Origin of the sequence: Mycolicibacterium moriokaense, from assembly GCF_010726085.1 — a bacterium.
Taxonomy (GTDB): Bacteria; Actinomycetota; Actinomycetes; order Mycobacteriales; family Mycobacteriaceae; genus Mycobacterium; species Mycobacterium moriokaense.
Genome location: NZ_AP022560.1, coordinates 1,383,456 through 1,410,408 on the forward strand (window position 1 = coordinate 1,383,456; position 26,953 = coordinate 1,410,408).

Genomic DNA, 26,953 nt, shown 5'->3' on the forward strand with positions numbered 1-26,953 from the left:
AACGTTGTGATTACAGTGTAATTCACACGATACCCCGGGACGGTGACCGCGTGGCATGGGATTTCGAAACAGATCCTGAGTTCGAGCAGCAGTTGGCGTGGATGCGCGAGTTCATCGACACGCAGATCGTGCCGCTCGAGCCCATCCTCGACGAGAAGATGGGAGGCGACGAATGGGTCGCGATCAAACGGCACCTGCAGGATCAGGTGAAGGCGCGCGGTCTGTGGGCGGCGTTCCTCGACCCGGAACTCGGCGGGACCGGCTTCGGTCAGCTCAAGCTTGCCCTGATGTCGGAGATCATCGGCCGCAGCATGGTCTCGATGGTGGTCTTCGGGGTGCAGGCGCCCGACAGCGGGAACATGGAGCTGCTGGCGCACGGCGCCACCGAGGAGCAGAAGCAACGCTGGCTGTGGCCCAACCTACGCGGCGACATCACCAGTGCGTTCGCGCTCACCGAGCCGTTCCTCGCAGGCGCCGACCCGACGGTGATCGGAACCACCGCCACCCTTGACGATGACCACTGGATCATCAACGGCCACAAGTGGTTTACCACGAACGCATCCACCGCCGACATCATCCTCGTGGTCGCCGAGACCAACCCGGAAGGCCGACCGCACCGGCACGCGTCGATCTTCGTGGTACCCGCAGGCACGCCGGGTATGACGATCGTGCGCGACATTCCGACGATGGCCCATCCCGACACCGAATACGGGAGGGTCGGCAACCACGCGGAGGTCGTATTCACCGACTGCCGCGTCCCCGCGGACCACCTCATCGGCGCGCCGGGCGAGGGATTCCAGCTCGCGCAGCAGCGGCTCGGCGGAGGACGCATCCACCACTCGATGCGCTGGCTCGGACAGGCCCAGCGCTCGCTCGACATCATGTGCGAGCGAGCCGTCTCCCGGTCGTCGCACGGCAGACGCCTGGGTGATCACCAGATGATCCAGGACTACATTGCGTTGTCGCACATGGAGATCCAGGCAGCGCGTCTGCTCACGTTCCAGACCGCGTGGAAGATGGACAAGTACGGCGCGGCGGCCGTCCGTGCCGAGCTCGGGATGATCAAGGCGCACGTGTCCAAGGTCGTGCTCGGTGTACTCGACCGGACCATTCAGGTATGCGGAGCACTCGGCTACTCCGCCGACCTGCCGGTCGAATCCTGGTATCGCACCACCAGGTTCGGCCCGATCGGCGACGGCCCGGACGAACTGCACAAGTCGGTGCTGGCGCGCACAATCCTGCGGAACTACGAACCGGTGCAGGGCTGGCCGACTGAACACATCCCCAGCCGCCGCCCCGCGGCAGAAAAGAAGTGGGCGTCGTTGTGCACGGCGGCCGGGCTCGCATGAGCGAGCGTGCGGCCCTTGCAAATTACCTCGACGAGGCACTCGGTGATCGTGCGCCGCTGACCGTCACGCCGATGCCCGGCGGCGGATCGTGCGAGATCTTCGCCGTCGACCGCGGTGCCGACCGCTGGGTGCTACGTAGGGCGCCGCGCCATGCCAGTTCCTCGACCGCACACGACGTGTTGCGCGAGTTCCGCATCCTCGACGCCATCAAGGACGACTCGGTGCGAATCGCGCGGCCCGTGCTGAGCTGTGACGATCCGACGGTGTTCGGCTCGCCGTTCTACGTGATGGCTCGCGTCGACGGCGTCCCGGTGCGCAAGGTCATCCCGTCGGCGTGGGCAGGCGCACCGGACGCTCACGGCCAGGCCCTCGAGCAGCTGATCGACGCATTGGTGGAAATCCATTCGGTCGACTGGAAGCGTTGTGGTCTACGCGATTTTGCGCATCCGGGCGCGTACTTGGCGCGGCAGGTTGCACGGTGGCTTGCCCAGTTGGACTCCTACGGGGGTCGGGAACTTCCTGCGGCACGGCGTATAGGCGAATGGCTGGATTCCCGGCGTCCGCCGGACCAACCGGCGGTGCTTGCACACGGGGATTACAAGCTGGACAACGTGCTGTTCGCACCCGATGCACCGCCGCGGGTGCTTGCCGTCGTCGATTGGGAGATGGCCTCGATCGGTGATCCGCTGGTGGACCTTGCGTGGGCGATGATCTTTCACCCCGGTCCGGGCGGGACCATGCCGCTCGGCATGGCAGGCGAGCCGCACTTCGCGCAAGAGCATCTGCCCGACGAGCGCACGCTTGTCGCGCGGTATGCCGAGCGATCGGGCCGCGATGTGTCCGAATACGGTTGGTACGAGGTGTTTTCGCGTTGGAAGCTGGCGATCGTCCTCGAGGGCAGCTACGCCAAGTTCATGCGGGGCGAGTCGGACAAGTCGGTGCACAAGATGTTCGGCGCCCAGGCTGACCTGCTGCTGGAGGGTGCTGCTGCCCTGATCGACCGAGAGGACACGTGACATGACACGTGGCAGGACACGAGGTAATGCAGCGCCCGTGCTGTCGTTGGCGGGGCGCAGCGCGCTGGTGACAGGAGGCGGCACCGGAATCGGCAAGGCGTGCGCGACGGCGTTGGCCGAGGCCGGTGCGGCTGTGGTGATCTGCGGACCCGACCTTGCCGTCCTCGACGCGGCGGCGGAGCAGATGCCAGGCGACGTGCGCAGCGTCGTCGCCGACGTCACCGACGAGGCGCAGGTGCAGGCGGCGGTCGAGGCGGCGTGCGTCGACGGTGCGCTGGACATCGCGGTCGCCAACGCCGGTGTCCCGATGCCGGGTTCGGTCTTGCACATCACCGACGAGCACTGGATGGGTCCCGTCGGTGTGAACGTTCTCGGTACCGCGCACACCATCAAGCACGCCGCGCGAAGGATGGTGGATAGGGGCGGCTCCATCGTCGCGATCTCGTCGATCGCCAGTCTGCGGCCCGCGTCGTTCATGGCGACCTACAACGTCACCAAGGCCGCCGTCGACGAGTTGGTGCGCACTTGCGCGGCCGAACTCGGCCGGTTCGGGATCCGCGTCAACGGGGTACGCCCGGGCTGGGTGGCCACCGAAACCGTCGCCACGACAACCACTTCGGAGAACATGGCGATCGTCCGTGAGGGAACGCCGCTGGCGGGGCTGAGCGATCACGACGGGCTCGGGCGGCCGGAGGACGTCGCCCGCGCGGTCGTGTACTTCGCGTCCGACTACTCCGGATGGATCACCGGCCAGCTGCTCGGCGTGTGCGGCGGATCGTCGCTGCCGCCGCCCTCGGGCGACTTCTCCTACGTCGCGAGGATGCTGTTCCCCGACGACATGGCACGCGATTTCGGCGAGGTGAGCTGATGCCGAAGGCCAACGACTTCGAGCTGGAGGCCGACGAGATCATCGCGGCCGCGGTGGAGATCTTCCTCGAACAGGGACTCGATGCGGTGAGCATGCGCAGCGTGGCGGCGCGTCTCGGGGTGTCGCCTGCGCCGCTGTACAGCCGCGTCGGCAACAAGGACGCGCTGGTCGATGCGATCGCAGACCATCTGCTGTCGGAGCTGGCCCCGCCGCACACCGATGACGAACCGTGGACCGACTATGCGACGCGCTGGGCGACCGAGCTGCGCGAGCGCCTGCGACGGGCCCATGACAGCCGCTTGATTCTCGTCACGGACCGTGACGCCTACGTCGAGGCGTCGCGCCCACTGGTGGCGGTCATGCGCGCCAGTGGCTTCGCCGCCGACGCGGCGGTGCAGGCCTGCCGTTTGGTGATGTGGGCGACGGTCGGATTCGTCGCGATCGAGACCGCCGCCAAAGCGCCGCCCACCCGCGCGACCAGACGCGGCCGGTCCGGCAGCAATCCGCACGGCGTGACATCCGAGGACGCCGACGAACTGTTCGCCCTGCAGATTCGGTATGTGATCGACGGCATTGCACGCGATGCACAAGGGAAACAAGGGGATTGAATCGATGACGATTCCGAATCTGCGCGCCGACGACAAGGTCGTCGTCATCACCGGGGCCAGCAAGGGGCTCGGCCGTGCGATGGCTCTCGGGTTCGCCGAGGCGGGCGCCGACATCGTGGTGGCAAGCCGCAAGCTGGAAAGCTGTCAACGGGTGGCCGACGAGGTGCGCGCGACCGGCCGCAGGGCGCTACCCGTCAGCTGCCACGTCGGCGACTGGGAACAGTGCCGGCGCCTGATCGACGACACCGTGGCCGAGTTCGGCCGCATCGACGTCCTGATCAACAACGCGGGCATCGCCCCGGTGCCGCCCACGCTCAAGGACGTCACCGCGGAGCTCTTCGACAAGACACTCGACGTCAACCTGAAGGGCCCGCTGCGGCTGACCGCCCTTGCGGCCGAGCACATGCCGGCCGGGGGCGCGGTGATCAACATCAGCTCGAAGGCGTCGCTCTATCCGAGCCCGGTCACGGTCGTGTACGCGGCGGCCAAGGCCGGACTGAATGTGCTGACCAAGGCGGCGGGGCAGGAGTTCGGGCCGCGCGGCATCCGGGTCAACGCCATCGTGTGCGGCACGTTCCACACCGACAGCCTGCACAAGTCGATGCCGACGGAGGAGGCACGAGAATTCATGGCGTCGAATGTGAGCCTGGGCCGCATCGCATCGGCCGGCGAGATCGTCGGCACTGCGCTGTATTTGGCCAGTGACGCGAGCTCGTACCTCAACGGCGCGCTCATCGAGCTCGACGGCGGCTAGATCACCGGCCGACCTTGGCCCACCGCGGATCGCTGGGCAGCGGACCGTTTTTCAGGGCGTCGCCGATCGCGTCGCGGTAATTGGTGGCCCCGCCCGGCGGTGGTCCGATGACGGTGTCGATGTCGTGCTCGTCGCACACCGCGTCGACCTCCAACGATTCGATCAACGGCCGGGCCAGGCCCGACGGCATGGGCGTGACGAGGCCGACCCACAGGCTGGCGATCGTCGGTGTCAGGAACGGGATCGCGACGATGACGCGTCGGCGCAGGCCGGCCACCTGCGCGTAGACCTGCATCGCGTCGCCGTACTCGAGCACATCCTGGCCGCCGACATCCCACGTGCGCGATGCGGGCACGTCGGCCGTGGCGGCCTCGGCGAGATAGTGCAGCACGTCGTGGATCGCGATCGGCTGGATCTTGTTGTGCACCCACTTCGGCGTCGTCATCGCCGGGAGCCGGTTGGTGAGGTGACGCATCATCTCGAATGACGCTGAGCCGGAACCGATCACGATCCCCGCCTGCAGAACGACCGTCTCGATGCCGGAGTCCAGCAGGATGTCGCCGACCGCGACCCGCGATCGCAGATGCGGCGACAACTCGACTCCCGACGGATGCAGCCCGCCGAGATATACCAGCCGTTTCACGCCTGCGCGTTTGGCCGCGGCGACGACGTTGCGGGCCGACTCCGCCTCCGCAGCGACGAAATCCGCCGAGCTGCCCATCGAGTGCACGAGGTAGTAGACGACGTCGGTGCCGTCGAACGCCGCGGTGAGCGAATCGGGATCGGCGAGGTCGCCGCGGGCGACCTCGACCCGGTCACGCCACGTCACGTCGGCGAGTTTGTCGGGGTTGCGCGCCAACGCCCGCACCGCATGGCCGCGATCGACCAGTCGGGGCACCAACCGGCCACCGATGTAGCCGGTCGCGCCGGTCGCCAGGCAGCGAAGTCGGTCAGCAGACACTCACCCCTGATCGCCGTTCTGGGCGTCGGGCAAACCTAAACGGGGCACCCGGGCGGCGGCGGGACGTCGAACGTGGTGGGAGTTCCCGCAGGGAGGATGTAATCCACCCACAGCACAACGGGGACGGTGCCCAGGTTGCGGCCGTTGTGCGCATGTTCGGGCCCACTGCCCTCGGTGACCGCGGCGCCCGTCGGGTCGACGACTTCGGTGCAGTCGTCCAGGGTGCAGGTCAGGGTGCCCTCACGGACGACGCCGAAGGTCCGCCCTTCGTGGTAGTGCCAACCGGTGCTGCCGCCGGGCTGGATCGTGATCCTCTTGGTGATGTAGTCGACGCCGTCGACCGTGGACTGATTGATGACCACCGCGTCGACGTTGACCGGCGCGGTGGCGACGGCGCTGGTGGGTGCCAGCACGGCCGAGGCGGCGGTCAGGGCGACGGGCAGGGCGGGTGCGAACCAGCGAAGAAGTTTCATGGTCGGTCACGTTGTCACACCCGGCAGCCGTTTGCGACTGATCGACTCAATACGATCCGGGAGGAGCGATTACCTCGCGCCCCCATCACCGGTAGCCTTGTGCCCGATGACCGAACGCGCCGAACCATCCGGCATCTCCTACGCCTCGGCCGGGGTCGACATCGAAGCCGGAGACCGTGCCGTCGAACTCCTGAAGCCGCTGGCCAAGAAGGCCACCAGACCCGAAGTGCGGGGAGGCCTCGGCGGATTCGCCGGGCTGTTCGCGCTGCGCAACTACCGGGAGCCGGTGCTGGCCTCCTCGACCGACGGGGTCGGCACGAAACTCGCCGTCGCCCAGGCGATGGACAAGCACGACACCGTCGGCATCGACCTGGTCGCCATGGTCGTCGACGACCTCGTGGTGTGCGGCGCAGAACCGCTGTTCCTGCAGGACTACATCGCGGTCGGGCGTACGGTGCCCGAGCGGATCTCCGAACTGGTGGCCGGCATCGCCAACGGGTGCGTGATGGCAGGCTGCGCGCTGTTGGGCGGGGAGACCGCCGAGCACCCCGGCCTGATGGCGCCCGACCACTACGACATCTCGGCCACCGGTGTCGGTGTGGTGGAAGCCGACGACGTGCTGGGCCCCGAGCGGGTGAAGCCCGGTGACGTGCTGATCGGGATGGCCTCGACGGGTCTGCACTCCAACGGATACTCGCTGGCCCGCAAGGTGCTGCTGGAGATCGACCGGATGAACCTGGCCGGCCACGTCGAGGAGTTCGGCCGCACCCTCGGCGAAGAGCTGCTCGAGCCCACGCGGATCTATGCCAAGGACTGCCTGGCGTTGATCGCCGAAACCCAGGTCCGCACCTTCTGCCATGTCACGGGCGGCGGGTTGGCTGGCAATCTCGAACGGGTCGTCCCGCCCGGGCTCACCGCCGAGATCGACCGCGGGACATGGACCCCTGCGCCGGTGTTCGCGATGATCGCGCAGCGTGGCCGCGTCGAGCGCGCCGAGATGGAGAAGACCTTCAACCTAGGGGTCGGAATGGTCGCCGTCGTCGCGCCGGAGGACACCGATCGCGCGCTGGCCGTCCTCACGGCACGCCATCTGGACTGCTGGACCCTGGGAACCGTCACTAAGGGCGGTAAGGACAGCCCACGAGCCAAGCTGGTGGGCCAACACCCGCGCTTCTAAGGGGTTTAGCGACGCCAGTCGTCGTCGTCGGCGAGGTCGTCGTCGGCGAACCCGTCGCTGCCGTTGAGACCGTCAGCGCCCGCAAGTTCGCGCTGAAGCCGCTCGAAATCGGTCTGCGGTGAGCTGTATTTGAGCTCACGCGCAACCTTGGTCTGCTTTGCCTTTGCCCGGCCGCGGCCCATTGGGGGTACCCCCTCGCGCAATAACGGAGCGGCCCAAATTTCAGGCGGCTCCGATCTGAGTGTCATTTATCGTCCTGCCAACACTTTACCGTGCCTCGGGGCGACGTGCTGGCAGCCCCGTCCGGAGGCGGTCCCGGCGGGACGTCGAGCTCTAGCGCGCGCCGCCGCGCAGCCGCTCAACCGCGAGCCGTCCGGCGCCGGTGGAGTCGGGTGGCGGCATCGAGTCGCTGTCGATCACGGCGGCCACCGCCGACTCCCCGCCGGTGGTCAGTTCCGTGTCCGCGGGCAGGCCACGCTTGAGCAGCGCCAGGGCGATCGGTCCCTCATCGACGTGGTCGACAACGGTGCCGAGGCGGCCGACGGCGCGTCCGCCCGCCAGCACGGGATCACCCGTCGTGGGCCGATCCGCGGACCCGTCGAGATGCACAAGAACCAGCATCCGCGGTGGTTTGCCCAGGTTATGGACGCGGGCGACGGTCTCCTGGCCGCGGTAGCAGCCCTTGTCCAGATGAACCGCGGAGCCGATCCAGCCGACCTCGTGCGGAATCGTGCGCTCATCGGTGTCGACCCCGAGCCGGGGCCGCAGCGCGGCCACCCGGTGCGCCTCATAAGCCCAGATGCCGGCAGGCCGCACCCCGGCCGCGGTGAGTCGATCGCGCCACGAGGCGAGCTGATCGCGCGGAACGACCAGGTCGAACTCGACGTCGGGACCGCTCATCCTGCGCACGAAGCCGCCGTCGGGAAGCGCGACCGCGGTGAGTTCAGCCGGTAGCGAAGCCACGCCGAGTGCCTCGAGCACGGGCGGGTCGAGCAGGCGAGGGCCGAGCAGCGATATGACCCCCAGATCGGCGGGTGCGACGACCACGTCGGCCCAGAACACCATCTTGCGCAGATAGGCCAGCAGCGGTTCGCCGCGTGCGGGTTCGGTGTCGAGATAGGTGACGTTGCCGAGGTTCGTCTGAATCCAGTGATCTTCCACACGGCCCTGGCTGTCGAGGCTCAGATTCTCGGTCACGGCGCCGTCGGGAAGGTCGCTCACGTGCTGGGTGGAGATGCTGTGCAGCCACGTGTTGCGCTCACCGCCGGTAAGAGAGATCACGGCCCGATGGGAACGGTCCACCATGACGGCGCCATCGGCTGCGGCCCGCTGTTCGCCCAGCGGATCGCCGTGATGCCAGATCGCGCCGGCGTCGGGCCCGGTCTCGGGGGCGGGCACTGCTGACATGCCTCAACTCTACGGCGCTACGCTTCTTGCCCATGGTGAGTCGGGGCGGGGGGCAAAACGCGGTGGTGGTCACGCTGGACGGTGAACTCCACGATCCGACGGCCCCCCTGTTGTACGCGGACGACCTTGCCGCCGTCCGCGGCGACGGCATCTTCGAAACGCTGTTGATTCGCGACGGCGCACCCTGTCTGCTCGAAGCCCATCTGGCCCGGCTGACGCAGTCCGCGTCGATGATGGACCTCCCCGCACCGGACCTGCCCCAATGGCGTGCGGCCATCGCAGTGGCGGTCGAACGCTGGTGCGCCAACGGCGGTGGCGAAGGTGTGTTGCGCCTGGTGTACAGCCGGGGCCGCGAGAGTGGTTCACCACCGACGGCGTTCGCGACCATCGGCGCGGTGCCCGCCAGGGTGGCCGATGCGCGCAGCGCCGGGGTCGCCGCCGTGACGCTGGCCCGCGGTCTGTCGGCCGAGGGCACCACCGAGATGCCGTGGCTGCTCGCGGGCGCGAAAACGCTGTCCTACGCGGTGAACATGGCCGCGCTGCGCCATGCGGACCGTCAGGGGGCCGGCGACGTGATCTTCGTCGGCTCCGACGGCCTGATCCTGGAAGGGCCGCGTTCGACGGTGGTGATCGCCACCGAGGTCGACGGTGCCCCAGCCTTGTTGACGCCGCCGCCGTGGTATCCGATCCTGCGCGGAACCACCCAGCAGGCGCTGTTCGAAGTGGCGCGTAACAACGGCTACAAGTGCGACTACCAAGCGCTGCGACCCGTCGATCTGTTTGCCGCACAAGGTGTTTGGCTTGTCTCCAGTATCACACTCGCCGCACGGGTGCATACGTTGGACGGTAAGTCGCTGCGAAACTCGCCGTCGGCGGCGGAGATCGCCGAACTCGTCGATGCCGCGATCGTCAGTGATCGCTGAACGCTGAACCGCGCGAAAATTGGTTGTCGCCCTTCCGGTACGCGGGTAGCGTCGCTCGTACACAGGGAAGGAGGTGGTCCGACAAATTGATTGACTTATGGACATGTGAGGTGGCTGCGAGCTAGCAGCGCCAGGGGCTGAGCCGACGCTCTTCGCGCGAGCGCTCATCGCACCCGCGCGCGCTGGCGAATTCCCCGCAGTCACCCGGCCCCCGAGCCTCTCGGTTTTGTCCAACCAGTTACACACGGCTCGGGGGCCGCTCCATGTCTGGGGTGTCTCGAGGCGCTAGCTGTGGCGCATACCCGAAGGAATGCGCGATGATCCGGCTATGGGGAATGCATGGCGGCGTGCAGCGGCGAGCACCGCGATCGCCGTCGTCGCCACCGTCACCGCCGCATGCGCGCCGATCGTCGCCAACGATGCGGCCGGACTCCAGAACTGCCATAAGGAATCGTTGGCGACGTTGTACCCGGGCATCTTCACCATCGGCACCGACCAACCCGCCTACCCGCCCTGGTACATGGGTGACGACCCGGCCAACGGCGAGGGTTTCGAGAGTGCGCTCGCCTACACCGTGGCCGCCCACCTCGGCTACAGCCGCGACGAGGTGCACTGGGTTCGCGTCCCGTTCAACGGCGCGCTGGAGCCCGGCCCGAAGACGTTCGACGCCAACCTTTCTCAGTTCTCGATAACCGATCAGCGCAAGGCCGCCGTCGACTTCTCATCCCCGTACTTCGATGTGACCCAGGTCGTCGTGACGATGAAAACATCGCCGGCGGCGCGGGTGCGGAGCATGGTCGATCTCAAGAAGGCGCAGCTCGGCGTGCAGGTCGGTACGACCAGTCACACCGCCGCGATCGAGATTGTCGGCGAGGATCCCATCGAGGTCTACAAGACCACCGCCGATGCGAAGGTGGCGTTGACCACAGGCGAGGTCGACGCGTTGGTCGCCGACCTGCCGACGGCGTTCGCGGTGGCCGGCGAGTTGCGCGGCGGGATGATCGTCGGGCAGCTGCCCACCCGTTCGCAGAAAGTCGAGCAGTTCGGCATCGTGCTCGACAAGAACAGCCCGCTGACGCGTTGTGTGTCGGCGGTCGTCGACGAGTTGCGCGAAGACGGGACGCTCGCGCGGTTGGAACGCGAATGGCTGGCCCAAGCCGGTGAGGCGCGGGTGCTGAACTAGCTGGCGGGTCCTGCGGGGCCTGGCGCCAGCGACGAGCAGGCCTGCATGGCCTGCTGCCAGATGTCGGCGTCGACGCCTGGCGGTGGGGTTCCGCCGGGGCCGGGTGCTGCGGGCACGCCATGGTCGTTCAGGCATTGCGCCAGCGAGCCGTGGCCGGTCGGCGCGTCCCCTGACTCAGCGGTGGTGCTCGTGGGCACCTCGGCGGGAGGAGGTGACGAACACCCGGCCAGGATTCCCGCCGCAGCCAGAATTCCCGCCGCGGCCAATGACAGACGCACTAGCCGACGTACCTCGACAGCCGCGCGGACAAATGCGGCACCAGGCCACCGTCGGCGTCGACGCGCTCCTCGACGTAGGCCAGGTCACCGCCCTCGATGATCCCGTAGAGCCGTTTGGCTCCGCCGACGAGCGTCCCGGACTTGGTGCGCGCCAACGCATCGGTGACCAACTCCCATGACGACTGGTTCAAGGGCCGGCCGTAGAAGAGCTCGATGTAGCCGGCCGAATGGGCCAGCAGCAGCTCGATGGCCTGGGATTCGGACGGGTCGGCGGGGTCGTTGACGAACCGCCAGAATCCCGACTCGCGCAGTGACGCGCCCGCGTACTCACCGTCGTCGGTGAGTCGCCAGGATCGAGCCTCCCAGATCAAATAGTCGCCACCGTCGTGGGACACGACGATCTGCTGGCCGAAGCGATAGTCGCCGTGAGATCCGCGGCCCTCACCTTCGCCGCGCCACACTCCGACGAGCGGCAGCAGTGCAAGGAGCGCGTCGTGAAGATTCGCGCCCTCTCGGAGGTTCGCGGTATCGGGCGGCCCTGGGAGATCGCCGAACGCCGGGATGTTGCGGGCGGCGGTCGTTTTCGCGCGTTCGGCCGCAGCCGCGACCGCATCGTCGCCCGACGTCACGACTCGTCGGTGATGAGGCGGTAGAGCGTGTACAGCGCGAACCAGGTAATGACCGCCACGGCGGCGATCAGCAGAATCTCGAAGAGCAGCACCACGATAGGAAGTCTAGCCGTACCGCTGCCAACGACTCTCGGCAGCCGTCAGGCGACCTTGACGTCGACCTCGTGGATGCCCGCGCCCGACGGTGCGATGCTGGCGTCTCCGTTACCCGCGGGAGACAGCGCACGTAGGGTCCACGTGCCCGGGGCGGCGAAGAACCGGAAATCGCCGGTGGCCGATGCGACGACCTCCGCGGTGAATTCGTTAGAGCTGTCCAGCAGTCGGACGAACGCACCGCCGACGGCCTGGCCCGAGTTATCCACCACGCGACCGGTGATCACCGTCTCACGCTCGAGATCGACGCCTGCAGGCAACGTCAGCCCTTGCTTCGGTGCAGAGCACATATCAACTTCCCAACTCGATCGGGGCCCCCACGAGAGAGCCGTATTCCGTCCAACTTCCGTCGTAGTTCTTGACGTTCTGGTGTCCCAACAACTCCTGGAGCACGAACCAGGTGTGCGACGAACGCTCACCGATCCGGCAGTAGGCGATGGTCTCCTTCTGGCCGTCGAGACCGGCTTCGGCGTACAGCTTGGCCAGCTCCTCGTCGGACTTGAACGTGCCGTCCTCGTTGGCCGCCTTGCTCCACGGCACGTTGATCGCGCCGGGGATGTGGCCCGGCCGCTGGCTCTGCTCCTGAGGCAGATGAGCGGGGGCGAGGATCTTGCCCGAGAACTCGTCAGGGGAGCGCACGTCGACGAGGTTCTTGCTGCCGATGGCGGCGATGACCTCGTCGCGGAAGGCGCGGATGTTGTTGTTCGGCGCCTTGGCCGTGTAGCTGGTGGCGGGCCGGTTGGGCACATCCTTGACCAGCGGGCGGCCGTCGAGCTCCCACTTCTTGCGGCCGCCGTCGAGGAGCTTGACGTTCTCGTGGCCGTACAGCTTGAAGTACCAGTACGCGTAGGCGGCGAACCAGTTGTTGTTGCCGCCGTACAGGATCACCGTGTCGTCGTTGCTGATGCCCTTCTCGGACAACAGCTTCGAGAACTGCTGCTGGTCGACGAAGTCGCGCTTGACCTGGTCCTGCAGCTCGGTCTTCCAGTCCAGGCGCACGGCGCCTGCGATATGGCCGCCCTCGTAGGCGGAGGTGTCCTCATCGACCTCGACGAAAACGGTGTTAGGCGCGTCGAGATTGCTCTCGGCCCAGTCGGTGCTGACCAGGACGTCGGAGCGTGCCATGTAGGAAATCCTTTCGGTTGCTTGCTATTTGAAGTGTCAGGTGGTGGAAAGCACCCGGCGGAACCGGGCGACGAGCGGATAGATCTGGCAGCCGAGGCAGATGCCGAAGGCCGCGTTGAGAAAGGCTGCCACGAGGGCGAAGCCGGTGGCGATCAGGCCGAGCAGCGAGACGCCCGTCGCGAAGCCGGCGACGCCGACGACGGCGAACAGGAATCCGACCAACTGGGCGAACTTCAGCGGAGGCACCGGCTCCTTCTCGGTGACGGGTCCGAGGCGGGGCGCCACCAGGGCCTTGAAGATCAGGCCGTACGGATGTTGCCGGGGTCCACGCCAGGCGCCGATCGCGAACACCACCGCCTGCACGCCGAGGATCACCGCCGCGGCGACGGGGCTGACGGGGTAGACGAGCAGGACTGCGATGATCACGGCGGTGGTCACCCAGGCTGCGAAGCGTGGACCGCGCACGTCCACCTGGTCCGGCGGGGTGCTGGTGGTCTTGCTGGTGCTCGTGGTGGTCGACATACATGTGCTCCTGTTGCATGGATGGACTGGCTGGGATGGGAGGGCGGACCACATGGGGCCGCTCCCGAGTGCGGCGCGAAGAAAGGCGCGGCTACTCAGCAGCTACAGCAACAACAACAGCAACAACCCGCGACGCGGCACAGATCAACTGCGCGGCGCTTGGTGAGCATCGGCTCGAGGCGGGCGAACACGGGGGACAGCTTACCCAATGACACGGTGATCAAGCCAACAGCGGTTCCAGCGCCGACCGCAGGTCAGCAGCTGTCGGGACACCGTGGGTGCGGAACTGGGGGCGACCTTGGGCATCGAAGATGATCGTGGTGGGCAGCGACAGCACTGAAAGCCGCCGGGCCGCTTCCGGATTGGCGTCCATGTCGATCTCGACGTGCGCGACGCCGGGCAGGTCGGCGCACACCTGATCGACCACCCTGCGCACCGCTGCACATGGTCCGCACCAATCTGCGCTGAAATGCAGCACCGTCGGCCCCGTGTGCGACAGTCCCAGGTCACTGGTGTCGACGTCAGCGGCTTTTTCGCTGGCCTTGAGCATGCCGGCGCGCAACGTGACCAGCCTGCCGATCACGTAGGCCAGCCCCAGAGCTCCGACGAGCACGGTGATCGCCAACACCCATGAAGTACTCACTTCAGATTGAACTCGTTCAGGGCCACCGTTACTCCCTCGGCGATGCCTTCGATGATCACGTCCGAACCGCGCGCCCCCTCGGCCGTCGGCGCGAGTCCGAAGGGCAGCTTCTGGCCGGGCATGCTGGTGGAGAAGGCGGCCAGCACAGCGGCCTTCTTGTCGTCGGGAACCGGCTGGTCAGCGGTGCCCGGGCCGGTGAGCACGTCGGTGGCGGTGAGGACCAGCGTGGTTTGGTCCGGCCCGACGATCGACAGGTCCACCGCGATGCTCACCTTCTTGTCGTACCCGGCTTTCTCGGGCGTCCCCGTGAAAACGAGCCCGCGATTGCTCGAGATCCCCGATTCGGTGGTGCCGCCCGTCGAGTCGTTGCTCTCCCGCGTCGGCGCCTCGACCAGCAGGTCGGGGATGCCCATAAACCGTCCCACGTGCGTGGAGTCGATGATGATGCGGCTCTCGGCCTTGCCCACCGCCAGCTTGGCCTCCGGGCCGACCAGCCACGACGAGTCGCCGAGATCGATCGAATGCAGGGTTGCCTCCAGCGACGCCTTTCCGACCACGGGATGGTCGACGCCGGCCGCCCGTATCTCCACTTCGTCGTAATGCCGGTTGATCGCCTGTGGGATGAAGGGGAAGCCGAGGATCGCCACCGACGGGTCCCAGGCCAGGTCGGCTGCCGTTCGCACGCTTCTGGCCAGGCGGTATTCGGCATAGATCGCCGCACCGAAGTCGATCCCGACGGCGCCGACGACCACGGCGGTCGCGGTCGCCAGGACACCGATCAGGAGCTTGCGCATCGCCACATTGTTGCCCACCGGCGGCCATTCGACCCCGTTGGTCCAGCTGACCAAGAGGTGTCGCGCTATCGTTAGATCACCATCGGCCGGGTAACGGCCATATGACAGGCATGAATCTGGGAAGTCACCGACCGACATTGATGTCCAGGCGAGGTCCCCATGGCTGCTGGAGGGCCAGTTGGATCTACTGCTACTGACCGTCGATCCCCACCCTGAATCCGTCCTGCCGTCTTTGTCGCTGCTCGCCCACCACGTGCGGACTGCGCCAACCGAGGTTTCGTCACTTTTGGAAGCCGGCAACGCGGATGTGGCGATCGTCGATGCGCGCTCGGATCTGGCCGCCGCCCGCGGCCTGTGTCGTCTGCTCGGCACGACCGGTACGTCGGTGCCGGTGGTGGCCGTCGTCAACGAGGGTGGCCTGGTGGCCGTCAACGTCGAATGGGGGCTCGACGAGATTCTGCTCCCGAGCACCGGGCCGGCCGAGATCGATGCGCGGTTGCGGCTGCTTGTCGGACGCCGCGGCGGAGTGGCCAACCAGGAGAACGTCGGCAAGATCAGCCTGGGTGAGCTGGTGATCGACGAGGGCACGTACACCGCGCGCCTTCGGGGCCGTCCGCTGGATCTCACCTACAAGGAGTTCGAACTGCTGAAGTACCTCGCGCAGCACGCGGGCCGGGTGTTCACTCGCGCGCAGCTGCTGCAGGAGGTGTGGGGCTACGACTTCTTCGGCGGCACCCGCACGGTCGACGTGCACGTGCGGCGCCTGCGGGCCAAGCTCGGCACGGAGTACGAGTCGCTGATCGGCACCGTGCGAAACGTCGGCTACAAGGCGGTTCGGCCCGCCCGAGGACGCGCACCGGCCCCGGACTCCGACGTGTCCGACGATCCAGGGCTTGGGGACACCGACAGTTACGACGCGGTGCCCGAACCACTTGCCGATCCGCTGCGCAGTCAGTGACGCAGCCGGTCCTCGCCTGGCGATCAGGTCTGTCCGACGAAGATCAGGGCCGCATCCGCGACCTCGTCGCGGCGGCCAAGGCGCACGACGGCGTCGCGCCCGTCGGCGACCAGGTGCTGCGTGAGCTGAACCGTGACCGCACCCGGCACCTCCTCGCCCGTGACGGCGAGGACGTCGTCGGCTATCTGAACCTAGCTCCCGCGGACGAGCAGGGCCCGGCGATGGCCGAGCTCGTCGTGCATCCGTCGGCGCGACGCCGGGGCACCGGTTCGGCGATGGCGCGCCAGGGGCTCGCGGAAGGCGGCGACGACGCCCGCATCTGGGCGCACGGCAATCTCGACGCCGCCCGCGCCACCGCCGCGGCGCTGGACCTGGTCGTCGTGCGGGAGCTGCTGCAGATGCGGCGCCCGCTCCACGACCTGCCTGCGGTCACTGTGCCCGACGGCGCGCGCATCACCACGTACTCCGGGCCCGCCGACGACGCCGAACTGCTGCGCGTCAACAACGCCGCCTTCGCCTGGCATCCCGAGCAGGGCGGCTGGACCGCCGCCGATATCGAGGAGCGCCGCGGCGAACCGTGGTTCGATCCGAACGGGATCTTCCTGGCCTTCGACGACGAGACCGGGCAACTCCTGGGCTTCCACTGGACCAAGATCCACAGCAGCGATCTCGGCGAGGTGTACATAGTCGGCGTCGACCCAGCCGCGCAGGGCCGGGGCCTCGGTGCCACCCTCACGCTCGTCGGGCTGCACCACCTCGCCGAGGCGTTGACCGCAAGTTCGCAGCCTGTGGTCATGCTCTACGTCGAGGCAGATAACTCCGCCGCGGTGAAGACGTATCAGCGGCTGGGGTTCGACGTCGCCTCAGTCGATGCGGCGTACGCCCGTCAAGCTGTGAACTAGCTGGACGAGTTCACCGCCCGTTCACGTCACATCCCCGTGCTGTCCACCGGGGCCGCATACGTTGCCGGAGAGTTCAAGCCTTTCTTGAAGCCGTCAACCGAAAGTGGGACAAGTGAAGCTCAAGAACGTCGGAATGGCCCTGTCCGTCACGGCCATCGCTGCGCTGATGCTGTCCGCGTGTGGCAGCGACGACAACACCTCCGGAAGCACCACCGGCGCAACCGGATCCGCGTCTGGCGAGTGCGGCGGCAAGAACTCCATCACCGCGGAGGGCTCGACGGCTCAGCAGAACGCGATCGCGGAGTTCAACAAGGTCTGGGGCCAGACCTGCCCGGGCAAGAACCTGTCCTACAACCCGACCGGATCCGGAGCGGGCCGTGAACAGTTCATCGCCGGAAACGTGGACTTCGCCGGATCTGACTCGGCGCTCAAGGACGAGCAGGTCGCCGCGGCCGCACAGCGCTGCGATGGCAACCCGGCCTGGAACCTGCCACTGGTGTTCGGTCCGATCGCGATGGCCTACAACATCCCGGGCGTCGACAAGCTGGTACTCAACGGGGACACGCTCGCCAAGATCTTCCAGGGTCAGATCACCAAGTGGAACGATCCGGCCGTCGTCGCGCTGAACGAGGGCATCACGCTGCCCGACACCACCATCACCCCGATCTTCCGGTCGGACTCGTCGGGCACCACCGACAATTTCCAGAAGTACCTCGAGGCCGCCTCCGGTGGGGCGTGGACCAAGGGCGCCGGCAGCGAGTTCCAGGGCGGCGCCGGTGAAGGCGCGCAGAAGTCCGCCGGTGTGGCGCAGGCCGTACAGGCGACCCCCGGTGCCATCGGTTACGTGGAGAAGGGCTTCGCGGACCAGGCCGGCATCCCCTACGCCCAGATCGACAACGGCAGCGGCGCAGTCGAATTGACCGACGAATCGGCAGGAAAGGCCATCGACGCGGCCAAGTTCGCGGCCGAGGGCAACGACCTGACGCTGGACCTGGCCTCGCTGTACGGCACGAAGGAGCCCGGTGCCTATCCGCTGGTGCTGGCCACCTACGAGATCGTGTGCTCGAAGGGCTATGACGCCGACACCGCCGCGGCGGTGAAGTCGTTCCTGACGGTGGCGGCCAACGCCGGCCAGGCCAATCTGTCGCCCGCCGGTTACGTGCCGCTGCCTGCCGCTTTCAAGGAGCGGTTGGTGACGTCCATCGACGCCATCAGTTGAGGCGCCCAGGTTGTGGCGCGACAGCACCAAACCGGCGAAGATGGGTGCCTGACAGATGACCGATAGGGTCGAAGTGACAACACCGAATCCGTTGGACTCAGGTTCAGGCGAAGCATTGGCGATGCCTTTCGGCGAGCCCGAACCCATCTCCACCAATCCCTCGCGGAATGCCAAGGAGCGGGTGGGCGACCGGATCTTCCGAACGCTCGCGGAGGGTTCGGGTGCCCTGATCGTCATCATCATCGCGGCGATCGGGATCTTCCTGGTCTGGCGCGCCATACCAGCGCTGGCTCGCAACGAGGCGAATTTCTTCCTCTACGGCGGCAACTGGGTCACCACGAACACCTCCGCGATGCGGTTCGGCGTTCTTGATCTGCTTCAGGTGACGGTGTTCGTGTCGTTGTTCGCGTTGGTCCTCGCCATGCCGGTGGCGCTGGGCATCGCCATTTATCTGACGCAGTACGCACCGCGTCGGGTCGCAGGTCCGCTGGCCTACATGGTCGACCTGCTCGCGGCGGTGCCGTCGATCATCTATGGCGTCTGGGGGCTGTATGTCCTTGCGCCCGTGATCAAACCGTTTGCCGTGTGGTTGAACGAGAACATGTCCTGGCTGTTCTTGTTCAAGACCGGCAACGCCTCGGTCGCGGGAGGGGGCACCATCTTCACGGCGGGCATCGTGCTGGCGGTGATGATCCTGCCGATCATCACCGCGGTGGCGCGCGAGGTGTTCATCCAGACGCCACGTGGGCACATCGAGGCCGCGCTGGCGTTGGGTGCCACGCGGTGGGAGGTGGTGCGCACGACGGTGTTGCCGTTCGGACTGTCCGGCTACATCAGCGGCGCGATGCTCGGCCTGGGTCGTGCGCTCGGCGAAACCATTGCGCTGCTGATCATCCTGCGCGGCACGCAGCAGGCGTTCGGCTGGTCACTGTTCGACGCGGGTTACACCTTCGCGAGCAAAATCGCCTCGGCGGCATCGGAATTCAACGACCAGTACAAGGCGGGCGCCTACATCGCGGCCGGCCTCGTGCTGTTCATCCTCACGTTCGTCGTGAACTCGTTGGCCCGCGCCGCGGTGTCTGGAAAGGGCCGGTCCGCATCATGACCTCGACACTGGACAAGCCGGTCAAGGCGGCGACCTTCCAGGGTGTGAGCCTGCGGCGCAAGATCACCAACAACATCGCCACCGTGCTGGTCACCTCGTCGGTGGTCATCGCTCTCATTCCGCTGGTGTGGGTCCTGGTGACCGTGGTCGTCAAGGGCTTCGGCGTGGTCACATCCACGACCTGGTGGTACCACTCGCAGGCGGGCATGACGGCGTTTCAGCCTGGGGGCGGCGCCTACCACGCGATCGTCGGCACAGTGCTGCAAGGTCTGGTGTGCGCAGTCATCTCCATCCCGATCGGCGTGTTCGTCGGCATCTATCTGGTGGAGTACGGCGGCGGTACGAGGTTGGGCAAGCTGACCACCTTCATGGTCGACATCCTCACGGGCGTGCCGTCGATCGTCGCCGCACTGTTCATCTACGCGCTATGGGTCGCCACGCTGGGCTTCCAGCGGTCGGGGTTCGCGGTGTCGTTGGCGCTGGTGCTGCTGATGATCCCCGTCATCGTCCGGTCCACCGAGGAGATGCTGCGCATCGTCCCGATGGATCTGCGCGAAGCAAGCTACGCGCTGGGTGTGCCGAAGTGGAAAACCATCTCCGCCATCGTGATTCCGACCGCGCTGTCGGGCATCGTCACCGGCATCCTGCTTGCCCTGGCCCGTGTGATGGGTGAGACGGCACCGCTGCTGATCCTCGTCGGCTACGCCCAGGCCATGAACTTCGACATGTTCAGCGGCTTCATGGGCTCACTTCCCGGCATGATGTACGACCAGACGTCGGCGGGTGCCGGCGCCAACCCGGTGCCCACCGACCGCCTGTGGGGCGCGGCGTTCACGCTGATCGTCTTGATCGCGCTGCTGAACGTCGGTGCCCGATTTCTCGCCAAATTCTTTGCCCCCAAAAAGTTTTAGGAGCCACTGACATGGCCAAACGGCTGGATCTCAAGGACGTCAACATCTATTACGGCTCGTTCCAGGCGGTCGCGGACGTCGCACTGTCGGTTCAGCCGCGCAGCGTGACCGCGTTCATCGGCCCGTCGGGCTGCGGTAAGTCGACCGTACTCCGCACGCTGAACCGCATGCACGAGGTCATCCCCGGTGCCCGCGTCGAGGGTTCGGTGCTGCTCGACGGCGAGGACATCTACGGTCCCGGCGTCGACCCGGTGGGTGTGCGCAAGACCATCGGCATGGTGTTCCAGCGCCCGAACCCGTTCCCCACCATGTCGATTCGCGACAATGTGGTGGCCGGACTGAAGCTGCAGGGGGTGCGGAACAAGAAGGTGCTCGACGAGGTCGCCGAGCGGTCGCTCAAGGGGGCCAACCTCTGGAACGAGGTCAAGGATCGGCTGGACAAGCCGGGCGGCGGGCTGTCCGGCGGCCAGCAGCAGCGGCTCTGCATCGCCCGCGCCATCGCGGTCCAACCCGATGTGCTCCTGATGGATGAGCCGTGCTCGGCGCTGGACCCGATCTCGACGCTGGCCATCGAGGACCTCATCGCAGAGCTGAAGCAGGACTTCACGATTGTGATCGTCACGCACAACATGCAGCAGGCCGCCCGCGTCAGCGATCAGACGGCGTTCTTCAATCTCGAGGCGACGGGTAAGCCCGGGCGGCTCGTCGAGATCGACGATACGGAGAAGATCTTCTCCAACCCGAACCAGAAGGCCACTGAGGACTACATTTCCGGTCGCTTCGGCTGAGTCTTCCTGGGCGAGCAGTCGCGAAACCCCCCAAAATCGCCCCTTTTAGGGGGTTTTCACGTCTGCTCGCGAAAGGATGGAGGGCCAGCTCAGGGTGACGCTAGCTTGTCGTCCTGCGGGAAACTGCCGGTGGCCTGGAAGATGACCCGCCGCGCGATCTCGACGGCGTGGTCGGCGAAGCGCTCGTAGAAGCGGCTCAGCAGCGTCACATCGACGGCTGCGGTGACGCCGTGCTTCCACTCACGATCCATCAGCACACTGAACAGATGGCGATGCAGATCGTCCATCGCATCGTCTTCCTCGCTGATCCGTGCTGCCTTCTCCGGATCGCGGGTGACCAGCACCTCCTGCGCACTGTTGCCCAATTCGACTGCGACTCGACCCATTTCGGCGAAATAGCCGTTGACCTCTTCGGGCAGTGCGTGCTGGGGATGGCGTCGTCGGGCGATCTTGGCGACGTGCAGGGCCAGGGCGCCCATGCGGTCGACATCGGCCACGATCTGAATCGCCGTGACGATCGAGCGGAGGTCTCCCGCGACGGGCGCCTGCAGGGCGAGCAGCACGAAGGCGGCCTCCTCGGCGCGCGCACTCATCGCGACGATCTGCTCGTGGTCGCTGATCACCTGCTCGGCCAGGACCAGATCGGCCTGCAGCAGGGCCTGCGTGGCACGCTCCATCGCCTTGCCTGCCAGTCCGCACATGTCGCCGAGCTGCGCACTCAGCTGATCCAGCTGCTCGTGGTACGCCGTCCGCATGACCCCACCCTACGGTCTGAACAGCAGCGAGGTCACGACGTCAGCGTTAACGCCGAGTGAATGGCGCATGCCCATAAGGCGACATCGCCTTGCGGTCGGTCCTATTCGCAGGTGGTGTCCGCGGCGTTGGTGACCGTCAGATCCTCGGGCAGCTTGGTGGGTGTGCTGTTCGAGCTGTGCGCCACGTGGACCTGAACGGGGGATCCGGTCGAGGGCGGCGAGGTCACCGAGTAGAAGTCGTTGCCCAGCACCACCTGTACGACGTCGCCGAGGTTGGTGGCCCGCTCGATGTTGGCGTTGGGGAACGCCGATGCGACGGTCGCGGCGGCCTGCTCGTTACCCGGCGAGAAGAACACCGTGGTGGTGTCCAGCGGACCGGGGTAGTCGTCAGGCGTGATGACGTTGAAACCGTGTGTCTGGAGTTCGTCGGCGGCGGTGGCACCCAGTCCGTCCTCGCCGGTCGAATTCGACACCTGCACGGTGATGTCATGCGGGTTGGTCGTAATCGTGTCAACGAGTTCGGTTGCGGGAGCGGCATCCTGGCTGGGCACCTGGCTCTCCGGGGTGCCGGGCACCGGAGTGTTGTCGGCGTTCTTCTCCTCGGGCAACGGGTCGTCGTTGATGATCGCGTCGAAGATGGCCCGGGTGTCGTCCTCGCGGAGATGTTCGTTGCCGTACTCGTCCATGTATCCCGTGGTCGGCACCGTCAGGAAGGTGATGCGGCCAGCGGCGATGCCCTGCACCGACTGGCCCAGGGTCACGAGGTCCTTGGTGTCCATGTTGTCGACATAGCTGTCGTTGATGAACATGTTGACGACATTGTTGAGCTTGTTCAGCGAGAAGAAAACTTCCTTGGAGATCATCGAGCGCAGCAGCGAGGACAGGAACAGCTGCTGGCGCTTGATGCGGCCGTAATCGCCGTTGGTCTCCGTCGTCACCTGGCGGGCGCGCACGTACTGAAGTGCGGTGTGGCCGTCGACGATCTGGCGGCCCGCCTGAGGCAGCACGGTGCCCAGCTCGTAATCCTCCAGTGGCTCGGTGCTACACACCTCGACGCCGCCGAGCGCATCGACCATCTTCGAGAAGCCAGCGAAATCGACTGCCATGAAACGGTTTATGTAGAGACCGGACATCTTCTGGATGACCTTCACCAGGCACTTCGGTCCGCCGACGGCGTAGGCCGAGTTCAGCTTGTACTCGGTGTAGACCTCGTCGGCGCCGTACATCGGCGATTCCGGATCGGTGATCGGGCCGTACTGGCCGGTCTCTGGATCCCACGGCTCGCACTTCATCGGCTCGATGGCGAGGTCACGCGGAAAGGACACCGCCACAACGCGTTCGCGGTTGGCGGGAATGTTGACCAGCATCACCGTGTCGGATCTGGCGCCGGCTGCCTCTTCGGTTGTGCCCGCGCCCATTTCGACGTTGTCGCCCATGCGGCTGTCCACGCCGACGATCAAGAAGTTCTCGTCGCCGAACTGTGCGTTGGGGTCGAGGATGTCGCGGGAGTCCGGATCGAGTGCGGAGACCCGGTTGAGCATGTTGTTCTTCGCCGACTGCCATTGCCACGCCCCGCCGGTCAGGGCAAGCGCCAGCACCGCGAGCAACGCGGTGGCCACCCGGCCGACGATCACTGTCCGGCGGCGGCCTCGGTGTGGGGGATGTCCGTCGGGACGGCGGCGGCTCCTGCCGACGTGCGACGGCGGCACCCGGCCCTGCCGGTGGAGCACCGCCAGATCCGGCAGTTCGGCGGCGCCCGCCGCGATCGCGGGGATGATCTCGGTGTCCGGGTCGTCGGCGTCTACCGTTTCGACGGGCCGTTGATCCCGTGCGGACGCCGATACGGCGTCGATGACCTCGGTGGGGGGTGGCGTGTTGTCCTCGGCACGGTGCCGCTTCAGTTCCGACGGGACCGCCGCAGCGCCGTTGAGCTTGGCGATCAGGTCGGCGACCGTGATGCCGTCGGTGTGGTTGCCCGTCGGGGGTGCGTCGTCGTCCTCAGCGTCGTGACCCGTTCCAGTCACGCCTGCGCGCTCCCACGGCGCGGCGCCTGGCGTCGGTGAGCTGCCTGGGGTATCCCATTGATAGGCGTCGTGTGAGCCGTCCGGTGCCGACGAGTCACCCTGGCCGTGGCGGCCAGGAGTGGCGTTATCGCCGTCACTCATGCTTCTGCGGGCCTCCGACTCTTCAACCGCCGTGCGCGGCGGTGCGCACCGGCATACGCGGTGCTTCTGACAGGTCACAGCACACTGCCGGGCTCCGACGTTGGAACCCATTACGAACGAGACTCATATCGTACTGAGACATTCTGAGAGATGTGATGTCAGAGTCATCTCAGATTAGAGACGACCTGGTACTTCGCTGACACGAACTAGCCACCCGAGTTCATGATCTCGGCGCCTGCCGGGACCGTGCAATCGTCGGGATCGGTTAGCCAGCCCTCGGGCAGCGACACCGCGGCGGGTGAGCCCTGCCGCCCGCGCGGCCCCGTCGCCGCAGCGGGAAAAGGGATATCCGGATCGAGGCCATCGAGCAGGGACCGCAGCTCTGCGAGGGTCTTGACCAGCGCCAATGCCCGCCGCAGATCGGCGCCGGCGGGGAAGCCGTGCAGGTACCAGGCGACGTGCTTGCGGATGTCGCGCATGCCCTTGTCCTCGCCGAAGTGGGCGGCGAGAAGTTCGCCGTGGCGCAGGATGATCGCGGCGACCTCGCCAAGTGTCGGCGGGGTGGCCGCGGGCATGCCGCTGATAGCCGCCGACAGCTCGGCGAACAGCCACGGACGGCCCAAACAGCCGCGGCCGACGACCACGCCGTCGCAACCGGTGGCCTCCATCATGGCCAGCGCATCGGCGGCCTCGAAAATGTCGCCATTGCCGAGTACGGGAACGGTTGTGACGTGCTGTTTCAACGCAGCGATCTGTTCCCAGTCCGCTTCGCCGGAGTACCGCTGCGCTGCGGTGCGGGCGTGCAGAGCAACGGCGGCGGCACCCTCCTCGGCAGCGATTCGGCCGGCGTCGAGGTGAGTGTGATGAGCATCATCGATTCCGATCCGGAATTTCACCGTCACCGGGATATCGGTGCCCTCGGTCGCCCGCACCGCGGCCGCCACGATCTGCCCGAACAGCTTGCGCTTGAACGGCAGCGCCGCACCCCCACCGCGACGGGTGACCTTGGGGACCGGGCAGCCGAAGTTCATGTCGATGTGATCGGCCAGGCCCTCGTCGGCGATCATCCGTGCCGCGGCGTAGGTGTTCTGCGGGTCGACGGAGTAGAGCTGAAGCGACCGCGGAGTCTCGTCATCGGCGAACGTGACCATATGCATGGTCGACGGATGGCGTTCGACGAGCGCCCGCGCGGTCACCATCTCGCAGACGTAGAGTCCACTGACCGTTCCGGCCCTGGCCAGCTCCAACTCCCGGCACAGGGTGCGGAAGGCGACATTCGTGACACCCGCCATCGGCGCGAGCACGACCGGACTTCGTAGTGCGATGGGGCCGATCTGCAACGCAGCCGGGCGCGCGTCGGTTAGGACGCTGATGACCCCACCAGAAGGTTCTTGGAGGCCTTCTTCTCGGCGACCTTGGCGATCCGCTCGAGCCTGCGCTGCTTGGCCACCTCGAACTTCACGCAGGTCTCCTCGAGCTCCTCGACGTGCGCGGCAAGTTCGTCGCGCAGCCGGGCGGTCTCGCCGGTGAAGTCATCGCGCTCGAAGATGCGCCACTTCTTGAGCACCGGCATCACCACATCGTCGAGGTGAATACGTGGGTCGTAGACACCGCCGGACGCGATGGTGACCGCCTTACGACGGAAGTCGGGGATCGTGTAGCCCGGCATCCGGAAGTTGGTGAGCACCTTGTGCAACGAACGCATCGCCTGGTCGGGTGCGATCTCGAACCCGGCGGCCGACACGTCGCGGTAGAAGATCATGTGCAGGTTCTCGTCGGCCGAGATGCGCTGCAGCAGCTGGTCGGCGATGGTCTCCTCGCACGCCCTGCCCGTGTTGCGGTGCGAGACGCGGGTGGCCAACTCCTGGAACGTCACATAGATGACGGAGTCGAAAAGCGAGTCGGCGAACAAGTCGGCCTCGATCTGCTGATTCTGACCTGGGGAGAAGCCACGGGTGACCTGCTCCATGCGCAGCTGCTCGAGCTCGACCGGATCGACCGCGCGGGTGACGACGAGGTAGTCGCGCAGCGCGATGCCGTGGCGGTTCTCCTCGGCGGTCCACCGGTTCACCCAGAAGCCCCACGGCCCGTCCATGCTGAAGTTCATCGCGATTTCGCGGTGGTAGGACGGCAGGTTGTCCTCGGTCAACAGGTTGGTCAGCATCGCGACCTGGGCGACCTCGGAGAGCTTGGACTCCTCGGGATCCCAGTCCTTGCCGCCGAGCGCGTAGTAGTTCTTGCCGTCGGACCACGGAATGTAGTCGTGCGGGTTCCAGTCCTTGCGCATCGTCAGGTGCCGGTTGATGTTCTTCTCGACAACTGGCTCGAGCTCGCGGAGCAGCTGCAGGTCGGTCAGATCCTTCGACATAGCTCTCCCAAAAATTATCTGTACCTGTTGGTTGCAGTCAATATATCTGTGTACCCCGGTGACATTCAAGTCGCCACGGCATCGTGTCCCATCTGCAACATAAGGCCCATTGGTTGTGGATTCGCTCCCGCTCGGCAAATCCATGCGGCGCGGAACCCAGACACAGACTACGGACGGCGGGCGCACGTGGCCACGGTCTTCTCCGCTCCATATTCAGAGTCGGATTGTCGCTGCTTACGGATAGTGCAAATGCGATACCCGATGCCGCGGAGCGACAAACGTGCATTCGCCGGAGCAGATTCGTCGGGTAAACCCGCCGGGCCGCACAGCAAAGGTCATTGCCGCGGGGGATGCGGCGGGATATCAGCACGGGGAACTGGTGGCGGATGTGGCCAGAAACATGTAGTGCGCGAGCGGTGGCGGCGCAGGCCACGAGGTCATAAGCTACGGCCATCATTCGTTGGGGTACACGGACACTGGAGGTCTGGCGCACGTGAAGAAGCTCATCGTTCTAGGGGCGGGCCCTGTGGTCGCCTCCGCGGCAGCGGCTCTGTTCTTCGGCGCCGGCACCGCGGCTGCCGCCCCAGATGTCGTGGGCCAGACGTATGCCGACGCCCAGACGGCGATCGAGGATAGCGGCGGCACCGCGGTGGTCGCGTCCCGCTTTGGTGACAAGCTCGACGAGGGTGACTGCATCGTCACCAACGCATATGACGCGTCGTTCCTGCGGGACGGTGTCGACGACGGTGGTCAGGTGAACGTCGTGCTGAACTGCAGCGGCGCATATGCCACGGCCAAGAATCCCGGCTCCTCCGTGGCGAGTCCGCTCGGCAGCGCCGCCAAGTCCGAGGCCGAGAAGCAGGCCGCGGAAGAGGAACAGCAGGCACTCGAAGAGGTTTCGACGCCCGACGAGTAGGGC

31 protein-coding genes are annotated in these 26,953 nt (G+C 66.5%); 15 read left to right on the forward strand and 16 right to left on the reverse strand.

Annotated elements, in window-relative coordinates; all coding sequences use genetic code 11:
- Positions 1-50: 50 nt before the first annotated feature.
- Genes G6N43_RS06710 through G6N43_RS06730 form a run of 5 tightly spaced genes read left to right on the forward strand, consistent with a single transcriptional unit; the run spans position 51 to position 4,595 of the window.
- On the forward strand, positions 51-1,349 hold the full coding sequence (locus tag G6N43_RS06710; protein ID WP_083153658.1) for an acyl-CoA dehydrogenase family protein: 1,299 nt from the start codon (positions 51-53) through the stop codon (positions 1,347-1,349).
- Positions 1,346-2,365: a phosphotransferase family protein gene (locus G6N43_RS06715; protein WP_083153660.1), complete on the forward strand. Its 1,020-nt coding sequence runs from the start codon at positions 1,346-1,348 to the stop codon at positions 2,363-2,365. Before G6N43_RS06710 ends, G6N43_RS06715 begins: the two co-directional genes overlap by 4 nt.
- A 1-nt stretch (position 2,366) precedes the next feature.
- Positions 2,367-3,233 carry an SDR family NAD(P)-dependent oxidoreductase gene (locus tag G6N43_RS06720; protein ID WP_083153662.1) on the forward strand — a complete coding sequence of 289 codons (867 nt, stop codon included), beginning with the start codon at positions 2,367-2,369 and terminating at the stop codon, positions 3,231-3,233.
- Positions 3,233-3,841, forward strand: a complete 609-nt coding sequence (locus G6N43_RS06725; protein ID WP_163658030.1) for a TetR/AcrR family transcriptional regulator — start codon at positions 3,233-3,235, stop codon at positions 3,839-3,841. The genes G6N43_RS06720 and G6N43_RS06725 overlap by 1 nt, the downstream gene beginning before the upstream one ends.
- A gap of 4 nt (positions 3,842-3,845) precedes the next feature.
- On the forward strand, positions 3,846-4,595 hold the full coding sequence (locus G6N43_RS06730; RefSeq protein ID WP_083153811.1) for an SDR family NAD(P)-dependent oxidoreductase: 750 nt from the start codon (positions 3,846-3,848) through the stop codon (positions 4,593-4,595).
- A gap of 1 nt (position 4,596) precedes the next feature.
- Here the strand turns inward: G6N43_RS06730 and G6N43_RS06735 are convergent, their stop codons facing one another.
- Complete coding sequence (locus G6N43_RS06735; RefSeq protein WP_083153666.1) at positions 4,597-5,556, reverse strand: NAD(P)H-binding protein; 960 nt, start codon at positions 5,554-5,556, stop codon at positions 4,597-4,599.
- A 35-nt stretch (positions 5,557-5,591) separates the two neighbouring features.
- The gene (locus G6N43_RS06740) at positions 5,592-6,029 is read right to left on the reverse strand and encodes a cupin domain-containing protein (RefSeq protein ID WP_083153668.1); all 438 of its coding nucleotides are present in this window, start codon (positions 6,027-6,029) and stop codon (positions 5,592-5,594) included.
- 106 nt (positions 6,030-6,135) lie between these two features.
- On the opposite strand from G6N43_RS06740, the gene purM reads away from it, so the two are divergent.
- Complete coding sequence (gene purM, locus G6N43_RS06745) at positions 6,136-7,206, forward strand: phosphoribosylformylglycinamidine cyclo-ligase (RefSeq protein ID WP_083153671.1); 1,071 nt, start codon at positions 6,136-6,138, stop codon at positions 7,204-7,206.
- A gap of 5 nt (positions 7,207-7,211) precedes the next feature.
- Here purM and G6N43_RS06750 read toward each other — a convergent pair whose 3' ends face one another.
- Positions 7,212-7,388 (reverse strand): DUF3073 domain-containing protein, encoded by a 177-nt coding sequence (locus G6N43_RS06750; protein ID WP_083153673.1) that lies wholly within the window; start codon positions 7,386-7,388, stop codon positions 7,212-7,214.
- Positions 7,389-7,539: 151 nt separating this feature from the next.
- Positions 7,540-8,613 carry a CAF17-like 4Fe-4S cluster assembly/insertion protein YgfZ gene (gene ygfZ, locus G6N43_RS06755; protein ID WP_083153676.1) on the reverse strand — a complete coding sequence of 358 codons (1,074 nt, stop codon included), beginning with the start codon at positions 8,611-8,613 and terminating at the stop codon, positions 7,540-7,542.
- Positions 8,614-8,645: 32 nt separating this feature from the next.
- Here ygfZ and G6N43_RS06760 point away from each other — a divergent pair, with 32 nt between their 5' ends.
- Together G6N43_RS06760 and G6N43_RS06765 are read left to right on the forward strand one after the other, a co-directional pair.
- Positions 8,646-9,536: an aminodeoxychorismate lyase gene (locus G6N43_RS06760; protein ID WP_083153678.1), complete on the forward strand. Its 891-nt coding sequence runs from the start codon at positions 8,646-8,648 to the stop codon at positions 9,534-9,536.
- Between the two features lie 328 nt (positions 9,537-9,864).
- Positions 9,865-10,719, forward strand: a complete 855-nt coding sequence (locus G6N43_RS06765; RefSeq protein ID WP_234810153.1) for an ABC transporter substrate-binding protein — start codon at positions 9,865-9,867, stop codon at positions 10,717-10,719.
- Here G6N43_RS06765 and G6N43_RS06770 read toward each other — a convergent pair.
- From G6N43_RS06770 to lmeA, 8 genes are all read right to left on the reverse strand, one after another.
- Complete coding sequence (locus tag G6N43_RS06770; protein ID WP_083153684.1) at positions 10,716-10,997, reverse strand: hypothetical protein; 282 nt, start codon at positions 10,995-10,997, stop codon at positions 10,716-10,718. The two genes, G6N43_RS06765 and G6N43_RS06770, sit on opposite strands and share 4 nt — an antisense overlap.
- A complete protein-coding gene (locus tag G6N43_RS06775) occupies positions 10,997-11,626 on the reverse strand; it encodes a heme-binding beta-barrel domain-containing protein (RefSeq protein ID WP_083153686.1) in 630 nt (209 codons plus the stop codon). The genes G6N43_RS06770 and G6N43_RS06775 overlap by 1 nt, the downstream gene beginning before the upstream one ends.
- A gap of 140 nt (positions 11,627-11,766) precedes the next feature.
- Entirely contained in the window at positions 11,767-12,069 is a 303-nt protein-coding gene (locus G6N43_RS06780; RefSeq protein WP_083153688.1) for a DUF1416 domain-containing protein, read from the reverse strand.
- A gap of 1 nt (position 12,070) precedes the next feature.
- Entirely contained in the window at positions 12,071-12,904 is an 834-nt protein-coding gene (locus G6N43_RS06785; RefSeq protein WP_083153689.1) for a sulfurtransferase, read from the reverse strand.
- A gap of 36 nt (positions 12,905-12,940) precedes the next feature.
- Complete coding sequence (locus tag G6N43_RS06790) at positions 12,941-13,426, reverse strand: DUF4395 domain-containing protein (protein ID WP_083153691.1); 486 nt, start codon at positions 13,424-13,426, stop codon at positions 12,941-12,943.
- Positions 13,427-13,521: 95 nt separating this feature from the next.
- Positions 13,522-13,596, reverse strand: coding sequence for a putative leader peptide (locus G6N43_RS31030; protein WP_407664905.1), 75 nt, complete (start codon positions 13,594-13,596; stop codon positions 13,522-13,524).
- A gap of 50 nt (positions 13,597-13,646) precedes the next feature.
- Entirely contained in the window at positions 13,647-14,069 is a 423-nt protein-coding gene (locus G6N43_RS06795; RefSeq protein WP_083153693.1) for a thioredoxin family protein, read from the reverse strand.
- Positions 14,066-14,863 carry a mannan chain length control protein LmeA gene (gene lmeA, locus G6N43_RS06800; protein ID WP_083153813.1) on the reverse strand — a complete coding sequence of 266 codons (798 nt, stop codon included), beginning with the start codon at positions 14,861-14,863 and terminating at the stop codon, positions 14,066-14,068. Before lmeA ends, G6N43_RS06795 begins: the two co-directional genes overlap by 4 nt.
- A 178-nt stretch (positions 14,864-15,041) precedes the next feature.
- Between lmeA and G6N43_RS06805 the strand changes: the two genes are divergently transcribed.
- The 6 genes from G6N43_RS06805 (at position 15,042) to pstB (ending at position 20,746) form a co-directional block, all read left to right on the forward strand.
- Positions 15,042-15,821 (forward strand): winged helix-turn-helix transcriptional regulator, encoded by a 780-nt coding sequence (locus G6N43_RS06805; RefSeq protein ID WP_083153695.1) that lies wholly within the window; start codon positions 15,042-15,044, stop codon positions 15,819-15,821.
- Positions 15,818-16,723 carry a mycothiol synthase gene (gene mshD / locus G6N43_RS06810; RefSeq protein ID WP_083153697.1) on the forward strand — a complete coding sequence of 302 codons (906 nt, stop codon included), beginning with the start codon at positions 15,818-15,820 and terminating at the stop codon, positions 16,721-16,723. Before G6N43_RS06805 ends, mshD begins: the two co-directional genes overlap by 4 nt.
- Positions 16,724-16,856: 133 nt before the next feature.
- The gene (gene pstS, locus G6N43_RS06815) at positions 16,857-17,942 is read left to right on the forward strand and encodes a phosphate ABC transporter substrate-binding protein PstS (protein WP_110810454.1); all 1,086 of its coding nucleotides are present in this window, start codon (positions 16,857-16,859) and stop codon (positions 17,940-17,942) included.
- Positions 17,943-17,997: 55 nt separating this feature from the next.
- Positions 17,998-19,047 (forward strand): phosphate ABC transporter permease subunit PstC, encoded by a 1,050-nt coding sequence (pstC, locus tag G6N43_RS06820; protein WP_083153701.1) that lies wholly within the window; start codon positions 17,998-18,000, stop codon positions 19,045-19,047.
- On the forward strand, positions 19,044-19,958 hold the full coding sequence (gene pstA / locus G6N43_RS06825) for a phosphate ABC transporter permease PstA (RefSeq protein ID WP_083153703.1): 915 nt from the start codon (positions 19,044-19,046) through the stop codon (positions 19,956-19,958). The genes pstC and pstA overlap by 4 nt, the downstream gene beginning before the upstream one ends.
- Before the next feature lie 11 nt (positions 19,959-19,969).
- Positions 19,970-20,746 carry a phosphate ABC transporter ATP-binding protein PstB gene (gene pstB, locus G6N43_RS06830; RefSeq protein ID WP_083153705.1) on the forward strand — a complete coding sequence of 259 codons (777 nt, stop codon included), beginning with the start codon at positions 19,970-19,972 and terminating at the stop codon, positions 20,744-20,746.
- Positions 20,747-20,835: 89 nt separating this feature from the next.
- On the opposite strand, the gene phoU is transcribed toward pstB, so the two are convergent.
- The 4 genes from phoU to G6N43_RS06850 all read right to left on the reverse strand — a co-directional run bounded on the left by phoU (position 20,836) and on the right by G6N43_RS06850 (position 26,034).
- On the reverse strand, positions 20,836-21,501 hold the full coding sequence (phoU, locus tag G6N43_RS06835; protein ID WP_083153707.1) for a phosphate signaling complex protein PhoU: 666 nt from the start codon (positions 21,499-21,501) through the stop codon (positions 20,836-20,838).
- A 101-nt stretch (positions 21,502-21,602) separates the two neighbouring features.
- A complete protein-coding gene (locus G6N43_RS06840; RefSeq protein ID WP_083153709.1) occupies positions 21,603-23,666 on the reverse strand; it encodes an LCP family protein in 2,064 nt (687 codons plus the stop codon).
- Between the two features lie 206 nt (positions 23,667-23,872).
- A complete protein-coding gene (dusB, locus tag G6N43_RS06845) occupies positions 23,873-24,958 on the reverse strand; it encodes a tRNA dihydrouridine synthase DusB (protein WP_234810157.1) in 1,086 nt (361 codons plus the stop codon).
- A 68-nt stretch (positions 24,959-25,026) separates the two neighbouring features.
- On the reverse strand, positions 25,027-26,034 hold the full coding sequence (locus G6N43_RS06850; protein ID WP_083153714.1) for an acyl-ACP desaturase: 1,008 nt from the start codon (positions 26,032-26,034) through the stop codon (positions 25,027-25,029).
- Between the two features lie 493 nt (positions 26,035-26,527).
- Between G6N43_RS06850 and G6N43_RS06855 the strand changes: the two genes are divergently transcribed.
- Positions 26,528-26,950, forward strand: a complete 423-nt coding sequence (locus G6N43_RS06855) for a PASTA domain-containing protein (RefSeq protein ID WP_083153716.1) — start codon at positions 26,528-26,530, stop codon at positions 26,948-26,950.
- Positions 26,951-26,953: the final 3 nt, after the last annotated feature.